This is a genomic window from Faecalibacterium sp. An58 (genome assembly GCF_002161515.1).
GTDB lineage: Bacteria > Bacillota > Clostridia > Oscillospirales > Ruminococcaceae > Faecalibacterium > Faecalibacterium avium.
In genome coordinates this window covers 12,891-30,930 of the sequence record NZ_NFHX01000017.1, presented here as the reverse complement: position 1 = coordinate 30,930, position 18,040 = coordinate 12,891, and the positions used below count along the sequence as shown (strand labels likewise).

General features: G+C 64.2%; 16 protein-coding genes, 2 tRNA genes and 1 pseudogene. 10 read left to right on the top strand and 9 right to left on the bottom strand.

Annotated features, from left to right (window positions below; all coding sequences use genetic code 11):
• Positions 1-210: 210 nt before the first annotated feature.
• From B5G12_RS10175 to B5G12_RS10160, 4 genes are all read right to left on the bottom strand, one after another.
• Positions 211-819, bottom strand: a complete 609-nt coding sequence (locus B5G12_RS10175) for an ECF transporter S component (RefSeq protein ID WP_087232847.1) — start codon at positions 817-819, stop codon at positions 211-213.
• An 88-nt stretch (positions 820-907) separates the two neighbouring features.
• Positions 908-1,888: a Gfo/Idh/MocA family protein gene (locus B5G12_RS10170; protein ID WP_087232850.1), complete on the bottom strand. Its 981-nt coding sequence runs from the start codon at positions 1,886-1,888 to the stop codon at positions 908-910.
• Positions 1,885-2,739, bottom strand: coding sequence for a type III pantothenate kinase (locus tag B5G12_RS10165; RefSeq protein WP_087232853.1), 855 nt, complete (start codon positions 2,737-2,739; stop codon positions 1,885-1,887). The genes B5G12_RS10170 and B5G12_RS10165 overlap by 4 nt, the downstream gene beginning before the upstream one ends.
• A 145-nt stretch (positions 2,740-2,884) precedes the next feature.
• Complete coding sequence (locus tag B5G12_RS10160; protein ID WP_087324846.1) at positions 2,885-4,417, bottom strand: RecQ family ATP-dependent DNA helicase; 1,533 nt, start codon at positions 4,415-4,417, stop codon at positions 2,885-2,887.
• A gap of 164 nt (positions 4,418-4,581) precedes the next feature.
• Between B5G12_RS10160 and B5G12_RS10155 the strand changes: the two genes are divergently transcribed.
• A complete protein-coding gene (locus tag B5G12_RS10155; RefSeq protein ID WP_087324845.1) occupies positions 4,582-5,613 on the top strand; it encodes a glycosyltransferase family 2 protein in 1,032 nt (343 codons plus the stop codon).
• A gap of 66 nt (positions 5,614-5,679) precedes the next feature.
• Here B5G12_RS10155 and B5G12_RS10150 read toward each other — a convergent pair whose 3' ends face one another.
• Positions 5,680-6,294 carry a C39 family peptidase gene (locus B5G12_RS10150; RefSeq protein ID WP_087324844.1) on the bottom strand — a complete coding sequence of 205 codons (615 nt, stop codon included), beginning with the start codon at positions 6,292-6,294 and terminating at the stop codon, positions 5,680-5,682.
• A 161-nt stretch (positions 6,295-6,455) separates the two neighbouring features.
• Here B5G12_RS10150 and udk point away from each other — a divergent pair, with 161 nt between their 5' ends.
• Entirely contained in the window at positions 6,456-7,085 is a 630-nt protein-coding gene (udk, locus tag B5G12_RS10145; RefSeq protein WP_087232865.1) for a uridine kinase, read from the top strand.
• A gap of 128 nt (positions 7,086-7,213) precedes the next feature.
• A pseudogene (locus B5G12_RS10140) lies at positions 7,214-7,801 on the top strand (recombinase family protein); the annotation flags it as partial.
• Between the two features lie 200 nt (positions 7,802-8,001).
• Here B5G12_RS10140 and B5G12_RS10135 read toward each other — a convergent pair.
• Positions 8,002-10,791, bottom strand: a complete 2,790-nt coding sequence (locus B5G12_RS10135; protein ID WP_087324842.1) for a glycoside hydrolase family 2 TIM barrel-domain containing protein — start codon at positions 10,789-10,791, stop codon at positions 8,002-8,004.
• A gap of 305 nt (positions 10,792-11,096) precedes the next feature.
• Here B5G12_RS10135 and B5G12_RS10130 point away from each other — a divergent pair.
• Both B5G12_RS10130 and B5G12_RS10125 read left to right on the top strand, forming a co-directional pair.
• Positions 11,097-11,184: transfer RNA gene (locus B5G12_RS10130), tRNA-Ser, on the top strand.
• 33 nt (positions 11,185-11,217) lie between these two features.
• A tRNA-Ser gene (locus tag B5G12_RS10125) sits at positions 11,218-11,308 on the top strand.
• Between the two features lie 108 nt (positions 11,309-11,416).
• Here the strand turns inward: B5G12_RS10125 and B5G12_RS10120 are convergent.
• Positions 11,417-12,784, bottom strand: coding sequence for an MATE family efflux transporter (locus B5G12_RS10120; protein ID WP_087324841.1), 1,368 nt, complete (start codon positions 12,782-12,784; stop codon positions 11,417-11,419).
• 265 nt (positions 12,785-13,049) lie between these two features.
• On the opposite strand from B5G12_RS10120, the gene B5G12_RS10115 reads away from it, so the two are divergent.
• From B5G12_RS10115 to B5G12_RS10100, 4 genes are all read left to right on the top strand, one after another.
• The gene (locus tag B5G12_RS10115; protein ID WP_087324840.1) at positions 13,050-13,448 is read left to right on the top strand and encodes a YcbK family protein; all 399 of its coding nucleotides are present in this window, start codon (positions 13,050-13,052) and stop codon (positions 13,446-13,448) included.
• Positions 13,449-13,452: 4 nt separating this feature from the next.
• Positions 13,453-13,683 (top strand): hypothetical protein, encoded by a 231-nt coding sequence (locus B5G12_RS10110; RefSeq protein ID WP_087324839.1) that lies wholly within the window; start codon positions 13,453-13,455, stop codon positions 13,681-13,683.
• Positions 13,684-13,712: 29 nt separating this feature from the next.
• A complete protein-coding gene (locus B5G12_RS10105; protein WP_087324838.1) occupies positions 13,713-13,952 on the top strand; it encodes a phage holin in 240 nt (79 codons plus the stop codon).
• 113 nt (positions 13,953-14,065) lie between these two features.
• The gene (locus B5G12_RS10100) at positions 14,066-14,950 is read left to right on the top strand and encodes a LysR family transcriptional regulator (protein ID WP_087232884.1); all 885 of its coding nucleotides are present in this window, start codon (positions 14,066-14,068) and stop codon (positions 14,948-14,950) included.
• A 9-nt stretch (positions 14,951-14,959) separates the two neighbouring features.
• On the opposite strand, the gene B5G12_RS10095 is transcribed toward B5G12_RS10100, so the two are convergent.
• Entirely contained in the window at positions 14,960-15,622 is a 663-nt protein-coding gene (locus B5G12_RS10095) for a YitT family protein (RefSeq protein ID WP_087324856.1), read from the bottom strand.
• 87 nt (positions 15,623-15,709) lie between these two features.
• On the opposite strand from B5G12_RS10095, the gene B5G12_RS10090 reads away from it, so the two are divergent.
• Positions 15,710-16,531 (top strand): MerR family transcriptional regulator, encoded by an 822-nt coding sequence (locus B5G12_RS10090; RefSeq protein ID WP_158099712.1) that lies wholly within the window; start codon positions 15,710-15,712, stop codon positions 16,529-16,531.
• 55 nt (positions 16,532-16,586) lie between these two features.
• On the opposite strand, the gene B5G12_RS10085 is transcribed toward B5G12_RS10090, so the two are convergent.
• Positions 16,587-17,888, bottom strand: a complete 1,302-nt coding sequence (locus B5G12_RS10085) for a hemolysin family protein (protein WP_087324836.1) — start codon at positions 17,886-17,888, stop codon at positions 16,587-16,589.
• Positions 17,889-18,040 lie beyond the last annotated feature (152 nt).

Genomic DNA, 18,040 nt, shown 5'->3' with positions numbered 1-18,040 from the left:
CACATACAGGGAAATTTAGCGCTGAGAGTGTGCGAGCCGCTTTGCGGCGAGTGCGCGGTTCAGCGCTAAATTTTGTCCCCAGGGGGATACCAGGGGGAAGGAATTTCTGACGCGCGGCTGCGCGCAGAAATGGGTTCCCCCTGGAGCGTGTCGTTTTTCGACACGCTGAAAAGCGGGCCGCTTTGAGCGGTCCGCTTCCATTGGGATGATTTATTTCAGATACCGCTCCACGGCCCGGGCCACGATGCCGCCCAGCAGACCGCTGACCAGAAATTCGGCCACGCCCTGGATGCCCACCAGCAGCACCACGAACATCAGGGGATTGGACGCGCCGTTGGCGGCCACCAGGCCCTGCACATAGTCGCAGTGATAGAATGCCAGCACGATATACCCCATAAAGAACAGGGTGTTGAGCAGCGGGGCGCACATGGCGCTGATGATGCAGCTCCAGGTGCCCTTTTTGTCCAGGCGGCGCAGCGCCTCGTAGATCAGGCCCACGCACAGGCCCATCAGCAGACGGGTGCCCACGCACAGGATCAGCGTGTGCAGGGGGCTGACCTGGAACAGGGCGCTGGTCATGGCCGAACCGCCGCTGACCGCGTCATAAAAGCTGACCAGGCCGAACACCGCGCCCAGCACCAGGCCGGCCACCGGCCCCATGGTGATGGCGCCCACCGCAATGGGCAGTGTGAGGAAGCTCATGTAGAGGGGCCCGACCGGCACGCTGCCCAGACCGATGGCTTTCATGACCAGCTCGATGGCGATGAGCAGCCCCAGGCGGGTCAACACTTGCAGATGGGTATTGTTTCGTTTTGTCATGATAAGACCTCCTGCTGCCGTTCCGTCCAAACTGCCGGATACGGCGCACGCTGGCCGCCCCAAAGGGGGCGGGGTTTGCTTTTGCTTTTTACTTGTCACAGGGGAAACGCACCCCCGCGCTGCGCCGGGCCGCCGTCAGGACCCGGCTGACCGCCAGGGAGGTGTCCAGCATATGGCTGCACAGCTCCTGGTCCCCCGCGTCGATGGCACGGGCAAAGGCCTCGAATTCGGCTGCGCACCGGATGCGCTTGCCGTTGAGGGAATAGTGTTCCTCGGTGCCGTCGTTCAGGTGCAGGGTCAAAGGGCCGCAGAGATTGGCGGTGCTCTTCTGGAGCAGATACCCCTTGGTGCCCTGGATCAGATAGCGGGCGGGTGCGGCGCAGTCCTTGGCGGCAATGCTGACCGCCTTGAAGGAGCTGTAATCCATGGTGAGGATGCCGCTGGTATCGACGCCCTTTTCGACGTTGGCGGCATAGTGCACCTGCTGGGGTTCCCCAAACAGGCCCACGATGTAGCTGACGTTGTAGACCCCCAGGTCCATCAGGGCGCCCCCCGCCTGGTTCGGGTCGAATACAGGGGCGGTCTGCCCTGCCAGGAACGCGTCGTACCGGCTGGAATACTGGCAGAAGCTGCACTGCACCACCTTGACCGGGCCCACCCGGGGCAGCAGCCCCTGCAATTTGCGGTAGTTCGGCAGGTATTGGGTGGTGACCGCCTCAAACAGGTACAGCCCTTTGCTGCGGGCCAGAGCCGCCAGCCGGGCCGCTTCGGCGGCGCAGGGGGCCAGGGGCTTTTCCACGATCGCATTGCGGCCGGCCTCCAGGGCGGCTTTGGCATAGGCTGTGTGCAAGAGGTTGGGCAGGGCGATGTAGACCGTGTCCACCGCTTCCAGCAGCCGGCCATAGTCGGTGACGTGGAGCGGGACCCCGTACTGCCGGCACAGCGCCGCGGCCTTTTCGGCGCTGCGCTCGGTGCTGCACAGGGCGGCCACCTCCACCGTCGGGGCCTGGACCAGCCAGGGCAGGAACTCCTGGACGATCTTGCCGCTTCCTACGATGCCCAGTTTCATCCTGCATTCCTCCTTTTGGGCTGGGTCCGGGCCGTGTGCTCCCGCCGGGGCGCAGGCAGACGGCGGCCGCGGCGGGCGGGGCGGCTGTTCATCTCATACAGCAGCGCCAGCCCCTTGAGCATCAGCTCGGGGTCATAAGTGAGGGGGTGGCGGCACAGGGGCGCCACATATTTGGCCAGGCCCCCGGTCAGCACCAGGGTGGCGGGACAGCCCAGCTCTTCTTCGATGCGCTGCACCATGCCGTCCACCAGCACGGCGGTGCCCAGCACCGACCCCGAGAGCATACACTCCTGGGTGGTGGTGCCGATGGCATGGGCCGGCCGGGCCAGATGGATCTGGGGCAGCTGGGCGCACCGGTCTCCCAGCGCCCGCAGCCCGGTGGACAGCCCCGGGCAGATGACGCCTCCCCGGAACACCCGGCGGCCGTCCACCACATTGAAGGTGGTGGCGGTGCCCAGATCGACCGTGATGACCGGCAATGGGTAGTTGGCCGCCGCATAGGCGGCGTCGGCGATCCGGTCCTTGCCCACCATCTGGGGTTCGGGCACCCCCATCCGCAGGCCGGTGCGGATGTCAGGTCCTACGATCACCGGATCTTTGCCGGTGTAGTGCCGGGCGCAGGCGGCCAGCGGCCCGGTGAGCTGGGGCACCACGCTGGTGAGCACAGCCCCCTCGAACCACACCTTGCGCTCGGGGTTGCGCCGCCGCGCAAAGATGCGCTCCATCTCGGCGCGGTATTCGGCGGCGGTGCGGGTGCGCACCGTGTCCATGTGGGCCACAAAGCATACACGTCCGTCCCGGATGCCCCCAAGGGCGACGGTGGTGTTGCCTATATCGATGGCTAAGATCATGTTGTCAGAAAGCCTTTCGGCCCCTCCTTTCACAGCGGCGGCCGCACAGCCGGGCGGCCTGCCATGTCGCTTTATTTTACATCATTTCGCCGCCGGATACAAGGCCCGGCGCAAGATATTTTGGCGGGCTGCCGTCAAGGGCGGGTCAGCCGTACCGGCGCACCGCATCCAGCAGGGCCGGACCGTAGCGCTGGGCCCTGGCCTCGTTGATGCCGGGGATCTCCAGCAGCTGGGCCATGCTGGACGGGCGGCGGGTGCACAGCTGGCGCAGCGCCGCGTCGGAGCAGACCGTGAAGGCAGGGAGCTTATCCCGGCGGGCCAGTTCCTTGCGCACGGCGTAGAGGGCGGCCAGCAGCTGCTGATCCCCCGGGCCAAGCCCCGCCGCCCTGGCGGCCGGTGCGGCCGGCCTTGCCCGGGGCGCGGCGGGCCGGGGCGCCGGCAGGACGGTTTTGGGCTGCAGGCAGCTGGAGCAGTTGCCGCAGCGGACGGGCGCCTTCTGCCCAAAGTAGTGCAGCAGTTCGGCCCGCAGGCACCGCTGGGTGGTGGCGTAAAAGGTCATGTACCGCAGCCGTTCCCGGGCCAGCCGGGCGTTCTCCTGGCGCTGGACCAGAGGCCCGGTGCCCTCCGTCTCCTCCTTGTCGATGAAAAACTGGGCGGTGCGCACATCGCTGGGAGCGTACAGCAGCACGCAGCGGGCAGGTTCCCCGTCCCGGCCCGCCCGCCCCGCCTCCTGGTAATAGCTCTCCAGGTCCCGGGGCATATTGTAGTGGACCACCATCCGCACATTGGGCTTGTCGATGCCCATGCCAAAGGCATTGGTGGCCACCATCACCTGCACCCGGTCAAAGAGGAAATCCTCCTGGGTGCGGCGGCGCAGTTCGGCGGGCAGCTGGCCGTGATAAGCCGCCGCCGCAAAGCCCAGCCCCTGGAGCGTCTGGGCCGTCTGCTCCACCTGGCGGACGGTGCTGCAATAGACGATGACGGGGACGTCCCCGGCCTCGAGCAGCAGATCCACCAGAGCGTGGGGCTTGTCCGAGTTGGTCAGCCGCTGTGTCTCGAACCGCAGGTTGGGCCGGTCAAAGCCGGTCACCAGCCGCAGGGGGCTGCGCAGTCCCAGCTGCTCCTCGATGTCCCGGCGCACCTGGCCGGTGGCCGTGGCAGTGAAAGCCCCCACCACGGGCCGTTCGGCCAGCCCTTCCACAAAGGTCCGGATCTGCAGGTAGCTGGGGCGGAAATCGTGGCCCCACTGGCTGATGCAGTGGGCTTCATCCACCGTCACCATGCTCACCGGGCGGCAGTGCACCAGGGCCGCAAAGCCGGGCATCAGCAGCCGCTCGGGGGCCACATAGATGATCTTGTACTGCCCCTCCCGGGCGCGGCGGAGCATCAGCTCCTTCTGCCGGTCGTTGAGGCTGTTGTTGAGGTAGGCCGCAGGCACCCCCGCCGCCACCAGCGCCCGCACCTGGTCCTGCATCAGGCTGATCAGGGGGCTGATCACCAGCGTCAGCCCCGGCAGCAGCAGAGCGGGCACCTGGTAGCACACCGATTTGCCTGCGCCGGTGGGCATCACCGCCATCACGTCCTGTCCGCGCAGCAAAGCCTCGATGATCTGCTCCTGCCCCGGGCGGAAACGGTCGTAGCCGAACACTCGTTTGAGCACGCTGTACCGGTCTTCCATAAGCTGCCTCCTTTCCTTTCCGGCGGCAAGTATACCACATTCCGGCCGCAGGGGCCATAGATTCCTTGCCGGGGCGATAGATTTTCCCACCGGGCCGTGCTATAATAAAGGCATACGCTGCGGCGGCCTGTCCGCCGTCTTTCATCAAGTAAGGAGTACGCCTTATGGAACAAAAGCTCATCACCTTTGCGGTGCCCTGCTATAATTCAGCGGCCTATATGCGCCACTGCGTGGACACCCTGCTGACCGCCGGCGAGGATGCCGAGATCATCCTGATCGACGACGGCTCCACCAAGGACGACACCCCTGCCATCTGCGACGAGTACGCCGCCAAATACCCCGGTGTGGTCCGCGCCATCCACCAGGAGAACGGCGGCCACGGGGAAGGGGTCAACCAGGGCATCCGCCATGCGGCCGGCATCTATTATAAAGTTGTGGACAGCGACGACTGGCTGGACACCGACGCTCTGGCCAAGGTGCTGGACCGGCTGCGGCTGCTGCTGCACCGGGGCACGGCGCCCGACCTGATGCTGTGCAACTATGTTTACGAGCACACCGAGGACGGCACCAGCCACACGGTGCGGTACACCAACGTGTTCCCCCAGAACCGGCTGTTCACCTGGATGCACGTGGGACGGTTCCGGCCCGACCAGAACATCCTGATGCACTCGGTGATCTACCGCACCGAGGTGCTGCGCCGGTGCGGGATGGTGCTGCCCAAGCACACCTTCTATGTGGACAACATCTTCATCTACCAGCCCCTGCCCTACGTCAAAAGTATGTATTATATGGACCTGGACCTGTACCGGTACTTCATCGGCCGGGCGGACCAGAGCGTCAACGAGAGCGTCATGGTCAAGCGGGTGGACCAGCAGCTGCGGGTCACCCGGTATATGATCGACTGCCAGGATCTGGACGCGCTGCCCCCCGAGCAGGCCCGGCTGCGCAGCTATATGATCCAGTACCTGTCGGTCATGATGGCCATCAGCGGCATCTTCCTGATCCTGGACGGCAGCGACGAGGCCAAAGCCAAAAAGGCAGAGCTGTGGGACTACCTGCGCGCCCATGTCAGCAAGCGGGTATACCGCCGCATCAAGCTGTCCCTGGGCGGCCTGACCGACCTGCGTTTCCCCGGCGGAGACAAGGTCACCGTGCTGGGCTACCGCCTGGCCCGCAAAGTGGTCAAGTTCAACTGATCCAACGATCCAACCCCCGCTTTCCCGGACAGGAAGGCGGGGGTTTCGTTTCGGGCCGGGCGCCTGTCATTTGCGGCGCAGCGCCACAGCGTACAGATCCTGGGCCCGGTGGCACTCCTCCACCAGCTCTTTCGGCTGGGCGCACAGGCCGTGGTTGTGCCAGGGATCGTTGAACCAGTAGCGGTCCTGGTCGTAGCCCACCAGGAGCAGGCAGTGCTCGTTCAGCTTCCAGTCGAACATCCTGCCGTTGGGCAGCCGCCACCGGTCCACCCCCGGCACCGGCTGAAAGTCGAGGGTGGCCCAGAACACCACCGGCAGCCCCTGGTCGATGTAGCCGCACAGCTCGGCGGCGCTTCGCCCGGTCTCGTCCACCACCGCAAAGTGGTCCGCAGCCCCTGCGGCCTCCAGCGCGCTGGTCATGGCCTGGCAGATGCAGGGGGCATAGCAGCCGTAGCCGGTGTGGTCGTGGGGGTCGCCGGGATAGACATAATGGGGGTCGGGGCCCCACAGCTGCCCGTCCTGCTCCCAGAACGGGGCATGGGGCAGGTCGCGCGCAATGAAGGTGTCCGGGTCCACCTGCACCCCCACCGCGCCCAGAGCCATCACGGCGCTGATGCTCTCGCAGCCGTTCACCCAGCGCCGGGTCTGGTCGATGTAGGGGGCCAAAATGATTTTTTTCATAGAATATCCTCCCAAGGCAGGGTGTCAGGCCCTGTCAAAACCGAGGGTTTTGTGGTATGATGGTAGAAAGCTTTACAGAGGTTTTACACGGGCGGCGCCCGGCCTCTGCCACCAGTATACTACAAAGCGGCCTGCTGCGCCAGACCGCAGGGAGGAACAGTATGAACAGTCTGATCATTGGCATCGCCGGGGGCTCGGGCAGCGGCAAGACCACCCTGGCTCTGCGGCTGAAAGCAAGATTCGGGGAAGAAGAGGTGCGGCTGATCCCCCACGACAGCTACTACAAGCGCCACGACGACCTGCCCTATGAAAAGCGCTGCCTGCTCAACTACGACCACCCCGACGCCTTCGACAACCAGCTGCTGGTCCATCACCTGCAGGAGCTGAAGGCAGGCCGCGGGGTGGACTGCCCGGTCTACGACTACGCCATCCACAACCGGTCGGACCAGGTGCGCCATATCGAACCGGCTCCGGTGCTGATCGTGGAGGGCATCCTGCCCTTTGTGGAGCCCGAGCTGCTGGAGCTGTTCGACTATAAGATCTTTGTGGATACCGACGCCGATGAGCGGATCCTGCGGCGGATTTTGCGGGACGTCAAAGAGCGCGGGCGCTCTCTGGACAGCGTCATCACCCAGTACCTCACCACCGTCAAACCCATGCACGAAGCTTTTGTGGAACCCAGCAAGCGCAACGCCGACATCATCGTGCCCAACGGCGGCGAAAACGGCCCCGCCCTGGAAATGCTGGTGCACCACATCCGCAGCCTGATCCAGCAGGCACAGACTTTATAACAGCCCCATGGACAGAGCCTTCCAAAAAAGGATGCAAGAATACTCTATCCTGACTGCCTTCAAAGCGTTACAATAAGAAGGGGCCGCCTGTCCAATCCGCCGGACCCAGAAAGGCAGGAAGGAGAACCGTGAGCGTCTATGGCTACATCCGGGTCAGCACCCGCGAACAAAACGACGACCGCCAGTGGATCGCCCTGCGCCAGGCGCAGGTACCCGCCCAGAATGTATATGTGGACCGGCAGTCCGGCAAGGATTTCCAGAGGCCGGAATACAAGCGGCTGGTACGCCGTCTGCGCAAGGACGACCTGCTCTACATCAAAAGCATCGACCGGCTGGGCCGCAACTACGAGGAGATCCTGGTCCAATGGCGCTTTTTGACCCAGGAAAAGGACATCGATATCGTTGTGCTGGATATGCCGCTTCTGGACACGCGCCACGGCAAGGATCTGCTGGGCACATTCCTGGCCGATGTGGTGCTGCAGATCTTGTCCTTCGTGGCCGAGAACGAGAGGGAAAACATCCGCCAGCGCCAGGCCGAGGGGATCGCGGCCGCCAAAGCCCGGGGCGTCCAGTTTGGCCGTCCCTCCAAACCTCTGCCCGAAAACTTCTATGCGGTGCACCGGACCTGGCGGTCGGGCCAGATCACCCTCCGTCAGGCTGCCGAACTGTGCCACATGAACCACAACACCTTCTACTACCGGGCCCGCCGCTACGAGGACGAGCAGCGCGCCCAGCTCATGGTCCGGGACGAAGTTCCCCGGACCGGGCAGCCGCCTGCGGAGGAGGGATCCCCGCCTTCCGCCCGGGAGGAGGGCGAAGGCTCCCGGAACATATAAAAACAAAAGCGCCGTCCCCGGCTTTTTGGGCCAGGGGCGGCGCTGTATTTGTTATGCCGGGCAGGTGCGGCCCTTTGCACTCACAGCTCGATGAGGAAGCTGACGGCGTGATCCTGCCGGCCGCTGACACGGCAGGCGGGTTCCACATCGGTGCCCCAGCTGTCGATGCCGCCGACGCCCCGCACAGGGCCCATCACGGTCAGGATGGTATGGGCGGGGGCGGGCAGCTCGTCCGCATGGGCGGCGCTCTCCAGCTGGTGGGGGGTATAGGGCAGCGCCGAGAAGGCAAAGGGTCTGCCGTCGGCCATCCGCAGGGTGAGGGCCGCAGTGGTGCGGCAGGCCGGGCCCTGCTGGTGCACCGTCAGCGTGTGGGTGCCCATATGCACGCCGCAGTCCTGGGGCACCAGGTAGGCGGGGATGTGGGGCGTCTCGCTCCATGCGCCGAATTTCGCCCCCTTATACCGGTCGGGGTAGGTCTCCCCGGACAGGCCGGTCCAGCTCACCCGGGCGGCGGGCTGTACCGTGGCAAAGCGCACCCCAAACAACGGCAGTTCGGGCGCGTTTTCGGTCCCATGGTAGCGGGCATCCACCCGCAGGGCGCTGCCTGTGACGGTATAGCAGAGATCCGCCGAGGCCCCCGGCACCGTGGGGAAGCGGAAGGTATAGGTGATCCGCACGCTGCCGTCCGGCTCCCTGGCGGTGGTCCAGCCCTCCAGTTTGGGGTAGGCGTCGGCCGCCATCCAGGCGGCGCTGGCCACCGGGAAGCCGCAGCCCCGGTCGTTCTCGGTGGGGGCGCGCCACAGGGCCGGGCGGGGCGCACGCCAGATCCACTCGGTATCCCCTTTCCGCAGGGAGGCCAGGCCCCCCTCGGTGTAGGAGAATTGCAGGGCAAAGCCCTCGCCCTGGACCCCCAGGTTGACGTCCCCTTCCACCACGGTCAGAGGGCCGCCGGCCCGCAGAGGAGGCAGCGTACAGGCCGCAGCCTGACGGGCATTCTCTGCGTCCCAGGCAGCCCGACGGGCGGGGGTGTCGTACCAGTAGCGCAGATCCTGCATGGCGGGCTTCTCCGTCCCGTCTGCAAAGACGATGCCGTTGGCGCTGAACGCATAGTCGGTGGGGCGCTCTCCAAAGTCGCCGCCATAGCCCAGACGGCGGCCCTGCACGCCCGGCTGCCAGAGGGCCTGGTCCATGTAGTCCCACACAAAGCCGCCCTGGTACTGGGGGTATTCCCGGGCCAGGCGGATGTAGCTCTCCATCCCGCCCAGGCTGTTGCCCATGTCGTGCATATACTCGCACAGGATGAAGGGCTTTGCGGGCTTGGCGTCCAGATAGGCCCGGATCTCATCGGGCTTTGCGTACATCCGGCTCTCCATGTCGCTGATTTGGTCGAAGGCCCGGCAGTGGAACACCCCTTCGTAGTGCACCAGGCGGCCGGGGTCGTTCCGGTGGAAAAAGTCGCTCATGGCCAGGATATCCTCCCCGGCATAGGACTCGTTGCCGCAGCTCCAGATCAGGATGGCGGTGTGGTTTTTGTCCCGCTCAAACATCGAGCGGGCCCGGTCCACCACGCAGTCCCGCCATTCGGGCAGGCTGCCCGGCACGTTCCAGGCAGGGTCCACCCGGCCCATCTTCTGCCAGGAACCGTGGCTCTCCAGGTTGGTCTCGTCGATCATGTAGATGCCGTTTTCATCGCACAGATGATACCAGAGGGTCTGGTCGGGATAGTGGCAGGTGCGCACCGCATTGATGTTGTTGCGGCGGAAGGTCTCCATGGCCCGGTACATATCCTCGGGGCCGATGGCGCGCCCGGTCTCGGGATTCCACTCATGGCGGTTCACCCCGTTGAAAACGATCCGCTCCCCGTTCAGCTTCATGACGCCCTGGTCCATCCCAAAGCGGCGGAAACCGGTCTTGTAGGGCACCGTCTCCTGCACGGCGCCGCCGGCGTCCCGCAAAGTCAGGGTCACTTCGTAAAGGGCCGGGTCCTCATGATCCCACTTGCGGATGTCGGGCAGCCGCACCGGCGCGCCGTACCAGCAGCCGTCCCCGCCCTTGTCCAGGGGCATGGGGGCGTCCCAGATCACCCGGCCGCCGGGGGCCGTCACGGTGCAGTGCAGCCCGCAGCCCTCCACAGACGCGCCCTCCGCGGCGCTCAGACGCAGGCGGGGCGCCAGGGTGCCGGTGGTGTTGTCGGTCTCCAGGCCCGCCCGCAGCCACAGGTCCTCGATGTGCACCGAAGGCTTGGCATAGAGGTACACCGGCCGAAAAATGCCGAAGAACCGGAAAAAGTCCTGGTCCTCCAGCCAGCTGCCGCTGCAGTTTTTATACACTTCCACGCACAGGCGGTTCTCCCCCGGGCGCAGATAAGCCGTCAGGTCAAAGTCGGCGGGGGTGAAGCTGTCCTCACTGTACCCCACAAACTGTCCGTTGCACCAGCAGTAGAAAGCCCGCTCCACCCCCTGGAAGGAGACGCAGACCCGCTTGCCCTGCAGGGCCTCATCCAGCCGGAAGGTCTTGACATAGCTGCCCACCGGAGTGTCGTCCCAGGCGATCCGGGGCGGGCGCAGGTTGTGGCAGCCGTCCCAGGGGTACATGGTGTTGATATACTGGATCTGGCCGTAGCCCTGCAGTTCGATGTGCCCGGGCACCGCGATCTCCGCAAAACCGGTCAGGTCCGCCCCCTCCTGCCAGAAGGCGGCGGGCCTTTGAGCCGGACAGGGGCTGTATGCAAAGCGCCAGGGGCCGTCCAGGCTTTGGCGCAGGTCCGACCCATCGGCATACCATACATGGTCCGAGTGGGCGTCCAGCCGGTTGACCGCAAAGACCTGCGGGTCTTCCAGCCAGTTCAGTTCGGGAACAGGAGCATTCATGATAGGTCCTCCTTTAAAAAAGCAGGCGGAATGTACAAAAGGATTCTACCCTAGATTTTACCTTTCGTTCAGATGGCTGTCAACGCGAAAATCAGCCGCCCGGATAGAGGAATGTTGCACCTCCGGCTCCCCCGGGAGCGGCGCAGAGCGTTTTTTGCACCCCGGTTTGGCGTGCGCCGAAGCCCGCCGGGGCGCAGGCGCGGGCTTCGATGCAACTTTTTGAAATTGGGGCTTGACAAGGCTGTGCAAAACTGGTATCATGAATAGGCATTCGGCGGGCGCAGCTTGATGCGGGATGCCCACGAGGAGAGATGTCCGAGTGGTTTAAGGAAGCAGTCTTGAAAACTGCCGTGCAGCAATGCACCGTGGGTTCGAATCCCACTCTCTCCGCCATTTTATTTGAATCAGTTTTACTGACTTTGCTCTGGAGTAGTACTCAAGAGGCCGAAGAGGCGCCCCTGCTAAGGGCGTAGGTCGGGAAACCGGCGCGAGGGTTCAAATCCCTCCTACTCCGCCAAAAATACCAGGAACCACAGGTTGGTCCCTGGTATTTTTTATGCCCGGCCAGGCGCCGGCAGCGTCCGTATAAAAAGGGCCGCCCCGAAGGGCGGCCCTTTTGTGCTGTTCACGCCGTGTGCAGGGTGGCCGCGCCGGACCGGCGCAGCCGGCGGTAGAACCAGACAAAGCACACCATATGCATGGTAAAGGTGACGATCCAGGTGACGGGATAGGACAGGTACAGCACGAACAGGCTGTGCATCGACCCGAACACCGTGAAGATCCAGACGATGCGCAGCCCGCAGGCCCCTGTCAGGGAGACCACCGTGGGGGTGACGGCGGCGCCCATTCCCCGCACCACCCCGCAGGCCACGTCCATCAGGCCGCACAGCAGATAGGTCAGGCAGACCACATGGATGCGGTCGATGCCATAGGGCAGCACCTGGGGATCCGAGGTGTAGATGGACAGCAGCTGCCGCCCGAACAGCACCGCCAGGCCGCCCAGGACGGCCCCGATCACCGCCACCAGCAGCAGGCAGTCCCGCAGGATGAGGGGCACCCGCTCCTTTTGGCCCGCGCCGATGTTCTGGCTGGTGAAGTTGAGGGCCGCCTGGTACACCGACTCCATGGCGGTGTAGACAAAGTTCTCGATGTTGGCGGCGGCGGTGCTGCCTGCCACGGCCAGGGTGCCAAAGCTGTTGATGGAGGACTGGATCAGCACGTTGGAGACCGAGAACACCACGCTCTGGATGCCGGCAGGCAGCCCCACCCGCAGGATCTGCAGCAGGGTGGCCTTGTGGAGCCGCAGCTGGCGGGGGTGCAGCTGGTAGCGGGTGCCGGGCCGGGCCAGGCACCGCAGGATCAGGCCGGCCGACAGATACTGGGAGATGGAAGTAGCCAGGGCCACCCCCGCCACATCCATATGAAAAACCAGGACGAAAAAGACATTCAGGCAGGCGTTGGTGATCCCGGCTGCCGTCAGGAAAAACAGGGGCCGGCGGGTGTCTCCGATGGCGCGCAGGATGCCCGCCCCAAAGTCATAGGCCATCATGGCGGGCATTCCCAGAAAGACGATCCGCATATAGAGCACCGACTGGTCCATCAGGTCGGCCGGGGTGTCCATCCATCCCAACAGGACGGGCAGCAGGGGCAGCCCCAGCAGGATCAGGGCCGCCCCGCAGAACAGGGCCAGCAGGATGGCGGTGTGGACGGTGTCCTGCACCCGGCGCCAGTCCTGGGCGCCATAGCTGTGGGCCATCACCACGCTGCACCCGATGGACAGGCCCAAAAACAGGTTGACCATCAGGCTGTTCAACGAGGAGGTGGCGCCCACCGCAGCCATGGCGCTGCTGCTGGCGAACTGGCCCAGCACGATGATGTCCGCCGCATTGAACAGCAGCTGCAGGATGCCCGACGCCATCAGCGGGAGGGAAAAACGCAGCAGGTTGCCCACCAGGGGGCCGCTGCACATATCGATCTCAGACGAATGCCGCATAGTTGTATGGTTCCTTCTTTCTGCAAGATACGCATCTTTGACTTCGCATAGCCGCTCCGGCCGGGAGCGGATTATAGTTTACTGCGCCGGCGTGCGAAATGCAACCATCGATTTTGCAGAAAGCAATCCACCCAGCGCACGGCAAAAGCCAAAACCGCATGGCCAAAAGCCGCAGCATTCTGCGCGCAAAAGGACGCACTGGCCCCCGGCCTTCCGGCGTGGGAAAATGGACACAGAAAAACCGTCCACAGAAAGGAGGAACCCAATGACAGACGTACGATCTTACAGCCTGGCGGCCGAAGGGGACAGCCAGGCGGCGCCCCACTTCAAGGTGCGGGAGTTCGCCTGCAAAGACGGCAGCGACCCGGTGTTCGTGTCGCCCCGCCTGGCCAATGTGCTGGAGGCCATCCGCACCCATTTCGGCGCGCCGGTGACCATCACCTCGGGCTACCGCACCCCCGCCCACAACGCGGCCACCCGGGGCAGCAGCCCCCGCAGCCAGCATCTCTACGGCCTGGCGGCCGACATCCAGGTGGAGGGGGCAGCCCCCGCCGCCGTGGCCGCCTATGCGGAGACCCTGCTGCCCGACGCCGGGGGCATCGGGATCTATGGCACCTTCACCCACATCGATGTGCGGCCTCAAAAGAGCCGCTGGCGGGGGTGAGGCCATGGAGACCATCTGGGCCGCCCTGCTCTCGGGCGGGGTCACCCTGGCGGGAGTGCTGATCGCCAACAGCCGCAGCCAGGCCGTCACCGACACCAAACTGGAAGAGCTGACCAGGGAGGTGCGGGCCCACAACAACTTCGCCCAGCGCGTGCCGGTGCTGGAAGAAAAACTCAAGGCGGCCGACCGCCGCCTGTCCGCGCTGGAACGCCAGCCCGGCCCGCCCCGCGCCTGAACCAACATCCAAACCGAAAGGAGCACAACATGAACCACATTTCCATTGGAACCATCGCACGCACCGCCTGCCTTGCGCTGGCGCTCACCAACCAGATCCTGTCGGCGGCAGGCAAGCCGGTGCTTCCCATCCAGGACGACCAGCTGGAAGCCCTGGTCACCACCGGGCTGACGGTGGCGGCCTCCCTGGCGGCCTGGTGGAAGAACAACAGCTTCACCGCCCCCGCCATCCGGGCCGATGCGGCCCTGAAAGCGGCCCGCAGCAAGTGAAAACCCGGGATACCGCTTGACAAAGGGCATGGGAGATAGTACACTTCCTATAAAGAGGCTCATCACCTTCACATGCAAGATGAAAAAGATTCACAGCGGAGGAGTGTACTGGGATGACTTTGTTTTCATACGAGATCTTTGACGCGGTGGCGCGGCAGGGCAGCTTCAACAAGGCGGCCCAGCAGCTCCACCTGACCCCCTCCGCCATCAGCCACGCCATTGCCGTGATGGAGGAGGAGCTGGGCTTCGCCCTGTTCACCCGGGGCAAAAGCGGCGTCACCATGACCAGCTACGGCGCTTCCCTCTACCCTGCCATCCGGGCGGTGCTGAACAGCGACGAGGCCCTGCAGCAGAGCATCGCCCGGCTGAACGGCCTGGAAAAAGGCAAGGTGCGGCTGGGCACCTTCAGCTCGGTGTGCACCCACCTGCTGCCCGGCATCCTGCAGAGCTTCAAGGAGCAGTTCCCCCAGATCGAGGTGGAGATCTACCAGGGCACCTACGACGACGTGAAGGAATGGCTGCGCAGCGGCCAGGTGGACATCGGGTTCCTGGCCTCCAGCTGCCAGGAGGAATTTGCCCTCACCGAACTGCTGCGGGAACCCCTGTACGCCATCCTGCCGGCGGACTGGCCCACCCCTCCGGAAGGGGTGATGACCCCCGCCCTGATGAGCCAGAAAAACTTTGTGGTGCAGGGAGACGCCACCGACGCCGATATGCGCCGCTTTTTGAAGAAGTACAAGATCGGGGTGCAGCGCTGCTGCCATGTCATCGACGATATGTCCAACATCGCCATGGTGGAAGCCGGGATCGGAATGTCCATCCTGCCCCAGCTGACCATCAAGGATTGCAGCGCCCACATCCAGATCCTGCCCATCCAGCCCGCCGAGGAGCGCGTGGTGGGCCTGGCTTTGCCCCGGCCGGCGGCCATGGCCCCGGCGGTGGAACAGATGTTCCACCACATCGTGGATTTCTGCAAGAACAGCGCCCCACTGCATTGAGAAAAGCCGTTACTGGGCTTTGGAGGCCGAACACCGGAAGCGGAAGCCCTGCACCCGGTCGATGATCCAGGAGGACAGGGTGACCGTGACGATGGAGTAGGCGATCCTGGCGAAGGGGATATAGCTCAGTGAGAGCACCAGCACCACCAGGTCGGTGAACAGATAACTGCGGGACAGCCGCCAGCCCGTCACGCGGGAGATGGTGAGCGCCAGGGCGTCGTCGCCGCCGCTGGAACCTCCCTGCCGCACGATGATGCCCACCCCAAGGCCCACAAAGAGGGCTCCCAGCACCGAGGCCGCCAGGGGGTAAGCCGACAGGTCAGGCAGCATCGGGGGAAACTGCTCCCAGATCTTATAAAACAAAGAGACGCTGAGGGTGGACACCACCGAAGTGCGGATGAACCCGCCTCCCAGGTATTTGAAGGCCAGCAGGTAACAGGTCAGGTCCAGTACGGGGGTGACGATGGCCGGGGAGATGCCCAGCCAGTTTTCCACCAGCAGCATCATGCCGATGACGCCGCCCTCGGTGATGCCGGTCTGCTGATGGATGTTGTGGATGCCGAAGGTGCAGATCATGGCTCCCAGCAGGATCAGACCCACCCTGCGCATCGTCAGGCCTTCCAGCAGCCTGGGGCCCCATTTGGCCCAATTCCTGGATGTGTTGCGAAGCATACGAAAACTCCTTCTTGCGTTTTTGCTTGTTCCTCTGTACAATACCAGTATAAAGGATATAGTAACTATATTGTCAAGGGGGTATCCATGGAAAATCTGTTCTCGATCGGGGAGGTGGCCCGGTATCAAAACATCTCCAAGCAGACGCTGATCTTCTACGACAAGATCGGCCTGTTCCGTCCGGCCTATGTGGACCCGCACAACGGCTACCGCTATTACAGCGCCAGCCAGATCGACTACCTGGACACCATCCTGGTGATGAAAAAGATCGGCTTCTCTCTGGAGGAGATCCGCCGGCATATGCAGCACTACCACCTGGACAGCAGCCTGGCCATGCTGCACCGGCAGCTGGACGTGATCGACCAGAAGATCGCCGAACTGCGTCTGCTGCGCAGCCGGGTCCAGCACCGCTGCCAGCAGATGGAGCAGGCCAAAGCCAGGGCCCAGGCCGGCGTCCAGCTGGAGGACGCCGGGGAGCAGTACCTGCTGTGCCGTCCGGTGGCTGCCCCTTACAGTTTGCGGGAGGTCAGCCTGGCCAGCAAGCAGTGCTTTGTGGACGCCTTTCAGGAACAGCTGCCGGTGTTCTTCCAGTCCGGGGTGGTGGTGCCTTTCGAGCGCATCCTGGCGGGCCGGTACACCGAGGCATCCCTGGCCTTTTTGCCCATCGACCCCACCGGCCAGGCCGCCGGGGTCCGCAGGCTGCCCCCGGGGCGCCGGGCCTGCATCTACCATGTAGGGGATTATCTGTCGGTGGGACGCTCCTACGAAAAGCTGCTGGACCACTGCCGGCAGGCAGGGCTGCGCATCCTGTCCGACTCCTATGAGTTCTGCATCAACGACTACATCACCACCCACGACGAGAGCGAATACATCACCAAGATCGCTTTCTACGTCGAGCCGCAGATATAAAAAGCGCCCCGCCGGGACCTGCCTGGCGGGGCGCTCATCTGTTTTGGTTCTGCTCTCAGGAAGCCTCAAAGACCCGGGAGGCCCGGCGGCTGTGTTCCTCCCGATCGGGCCGGGGCGGTATGGGGGTCAGGCGCACTTCGGTGACCCGGCGGCGGGCGGTGTGGGTGACCACGCCGCTGTAATTGCCCAGGCGGAAACCGTCCCCCACCTTGGGCAGATGGCCGGTCAGGTCCTGCAGCAGGCCGTTGACCGTGTTGGAATCGGTCTGCTGCGGGGGGATCTCCAGCTTTTCGTACAGGTCGTCCACGCTGGCCGTGCCGGACACCAGCCAGCCGCCCCCGGGCTGGGGCCGGAACTCCTCCACCGCTTCATCGTGTTCGTCCCAGATCTCCCCTACCAGCTCTTCCAGGATATCTTCCAGGGTGATGATGCCCTCGGTGCCGCCGTACTCATCCACCACCACTGCCATGTGGTGATGCTCCTCCCGGAAGGTGCGCAGCATGGCCGAGATCTTGGTGCTGTCGGTGGTAAACAGGGCCGGCGTGACCAGCGCCTGCAGCGATGCCTGGTTGCGCAGCCGGGCTAAGTAGAAGTCCTTCTCGTGCACCACGCCGGTGATGTTGTCGATGGTGCCGTGGTAGACCGGCAGACGGGAATAGCCCGACTCGGCAAAGACCTGGGCCAGCTCCTCCAGGGGGATGGTATCCTTGACGGCTACCACGTCCACCCGGGGAGTGAGGATCTCCCCTACTTCCACATCGTCAAATTCGATGGCACTGCGGATCAGCTCCCCTTCCCGGTCGGTCAGCTCACCCTCGCTCTCGGCCTCGGATACCATGGTGATCAGCTCGCCCTCGGTGATGGAATCGGGCTCGGCCTGTACATGGAACAGCCGTCCCACCAGCTTGGACCATAGCCCGAACAGCCAGGTAAAGGGTGTGAGCAGGGTGATGAACACCTGCAGCAGGGGTGCGCAGGCGGTGGCCACCTTTTCGGGTATCTCTCGGGCCAGGCTGCGGGGACCGATCTCGCCAAAAAGCAGGATCAGCACCGCCAGGATCAAAGCCGACACCAGAGTGCCCCGCAGCGCGCCCAGCGGACGGATCAGGAGCAGCACCCCCAGAGAGGCTGCCGCCAGGTTGGCGACGGTATCCCCCACCAGGATGGTGGCGAACACCTTATCCCGCTGCTGGGACAGAGCCAGCACCCGGGCCGCTGCCGCGTCCCCCTCCTCTGCCCGGCTTTTGAGGCGGATCTCGTTGAGGGAGGCAAAGGCGGTCTCTGCCGCCGAGAAAAAGCCGCTGAGCGCCACCAGCAGGATCAGGGCCGCCAGGGCTATCATACTGCCATCGTCCATAAAGATTCGATCAACTCCACTTTCTGTATTGGTTTACGGAACAAAAAATGTGCCTTCCGCCGCCGGCTTTCAGCGACGGAAAGCACATTCTTTTTTTATCATAGCATACTTGGTTCGGGTATGCAAGGGGATGGGGATGCTTTACTGAGATT

Coding starts and splice junctions, on each gene's coding strand:
- B5G12_RS10175 (WP_087232847.1), bottom strand. CDS start 819: ATGACAAAACGAAACAATACCCATCTGCAAGTGTTGACCCGCCTGGGG.
- B5G12_RS10170 (WP_087232850.1), bottom strand. CDS start 1,888: ATGAAACTGGGCATCGTAGGAAGCGGCAAGATCGTCCAGGAGTTCCTG.
- B5G12_RS10165 (WP_087232853.1), bottom strand. CDS start 2,739: ATGATCTTAGCCATCGATATAGGCAACACCACCGTCGCCCTTGGGGGC.
- B5G12_RS10160 (WP_087324846.1), bottom strand. CDS start 4,417: ATGGAAGACCGGTACAGCGTGCTCAAACGAGTGTTCGGCTACGACCGT.
- B5G12_RS10155 (WP_087324845.1), top strand. CDS start 4,582: ATGGAACAAAAGCTCATCACCTTTGCGGTGCCCTGCTATAATTCAGCG.
- B5G12_RS10150 (WP_087324844.1), bottom strand. CDS start 6,294: ATGAAAAAAATCATTTTGGCCCCCTACATCGACCAGACCCGGCGCTGG.
- udk (WP_087232865.1), top strand. CDS start 6,456: ATGAACAGTCTGATCATTGGCATCGCCGGGGGCTCGGGCAGCGGCAAG.
- B5G12_RS10135 (WP_087324842.1), bottom strand. CDS start 10,791: ATGAATGCTCCTGTTCCCGAACTGAACTGGCTGGAAGACCCGCAGGTC.
- B5G12_RS10120 (WP_087324841.1), bottom strand. CDS start 12,784: ATGCGGCATTCGTCTGAGATCGATATGTGCAGCGGCCCCCTGGTGGGC.
- B5G12_RS10115 (WP_087324840.1), top strand. CDS start 13,050: ATGACAGACGTACGATCTTACAGCCTGGCGGCCGAAGGGGACAGCCAG.
- B5G12_RS10110 (WP_087324839.1), top strand. CDS start 13,453: ATGGAGACCATCTGGGCCGCCCTGCTCTCGGGCGGGGTCACCCTGGCG.
- B5G12_RS10105 (WP_087324838.1), top strand. CDS start 13,713: ATGAACCACATTTCCATTGGAACCATCGCACGCACCGCCTGCCTTGCG.
- B5G12_RS10100 (WP_087232884.1), top strand. CDS start 14,066: ATGACTTTGTTTTCATACGAGATCTTTGACGCGGTGGCGCGGCAGGGC.
- B5G12_RS10095 (WP_087324856.1), bottom strand. CDS start 15,622: ATGCTTCGCAACACATCCAGGAATTGGGCCAAATGGGGCCCCAGGCTG.
- B5G12_RS10090 (WP_158099712.1), top strand. CDS start 15,710: ATGGAAAATCTGTTCTCGATCGGGGAGGTGGCCCGGTATCAAAACATC.
- B5G12_RS10085 (WP_087324836.1), bottom strand. CDS start 17,888: ATGGACGATGGCAGTATGATAGCCCTGGCGGCCCTGATCCTGCTGGTG.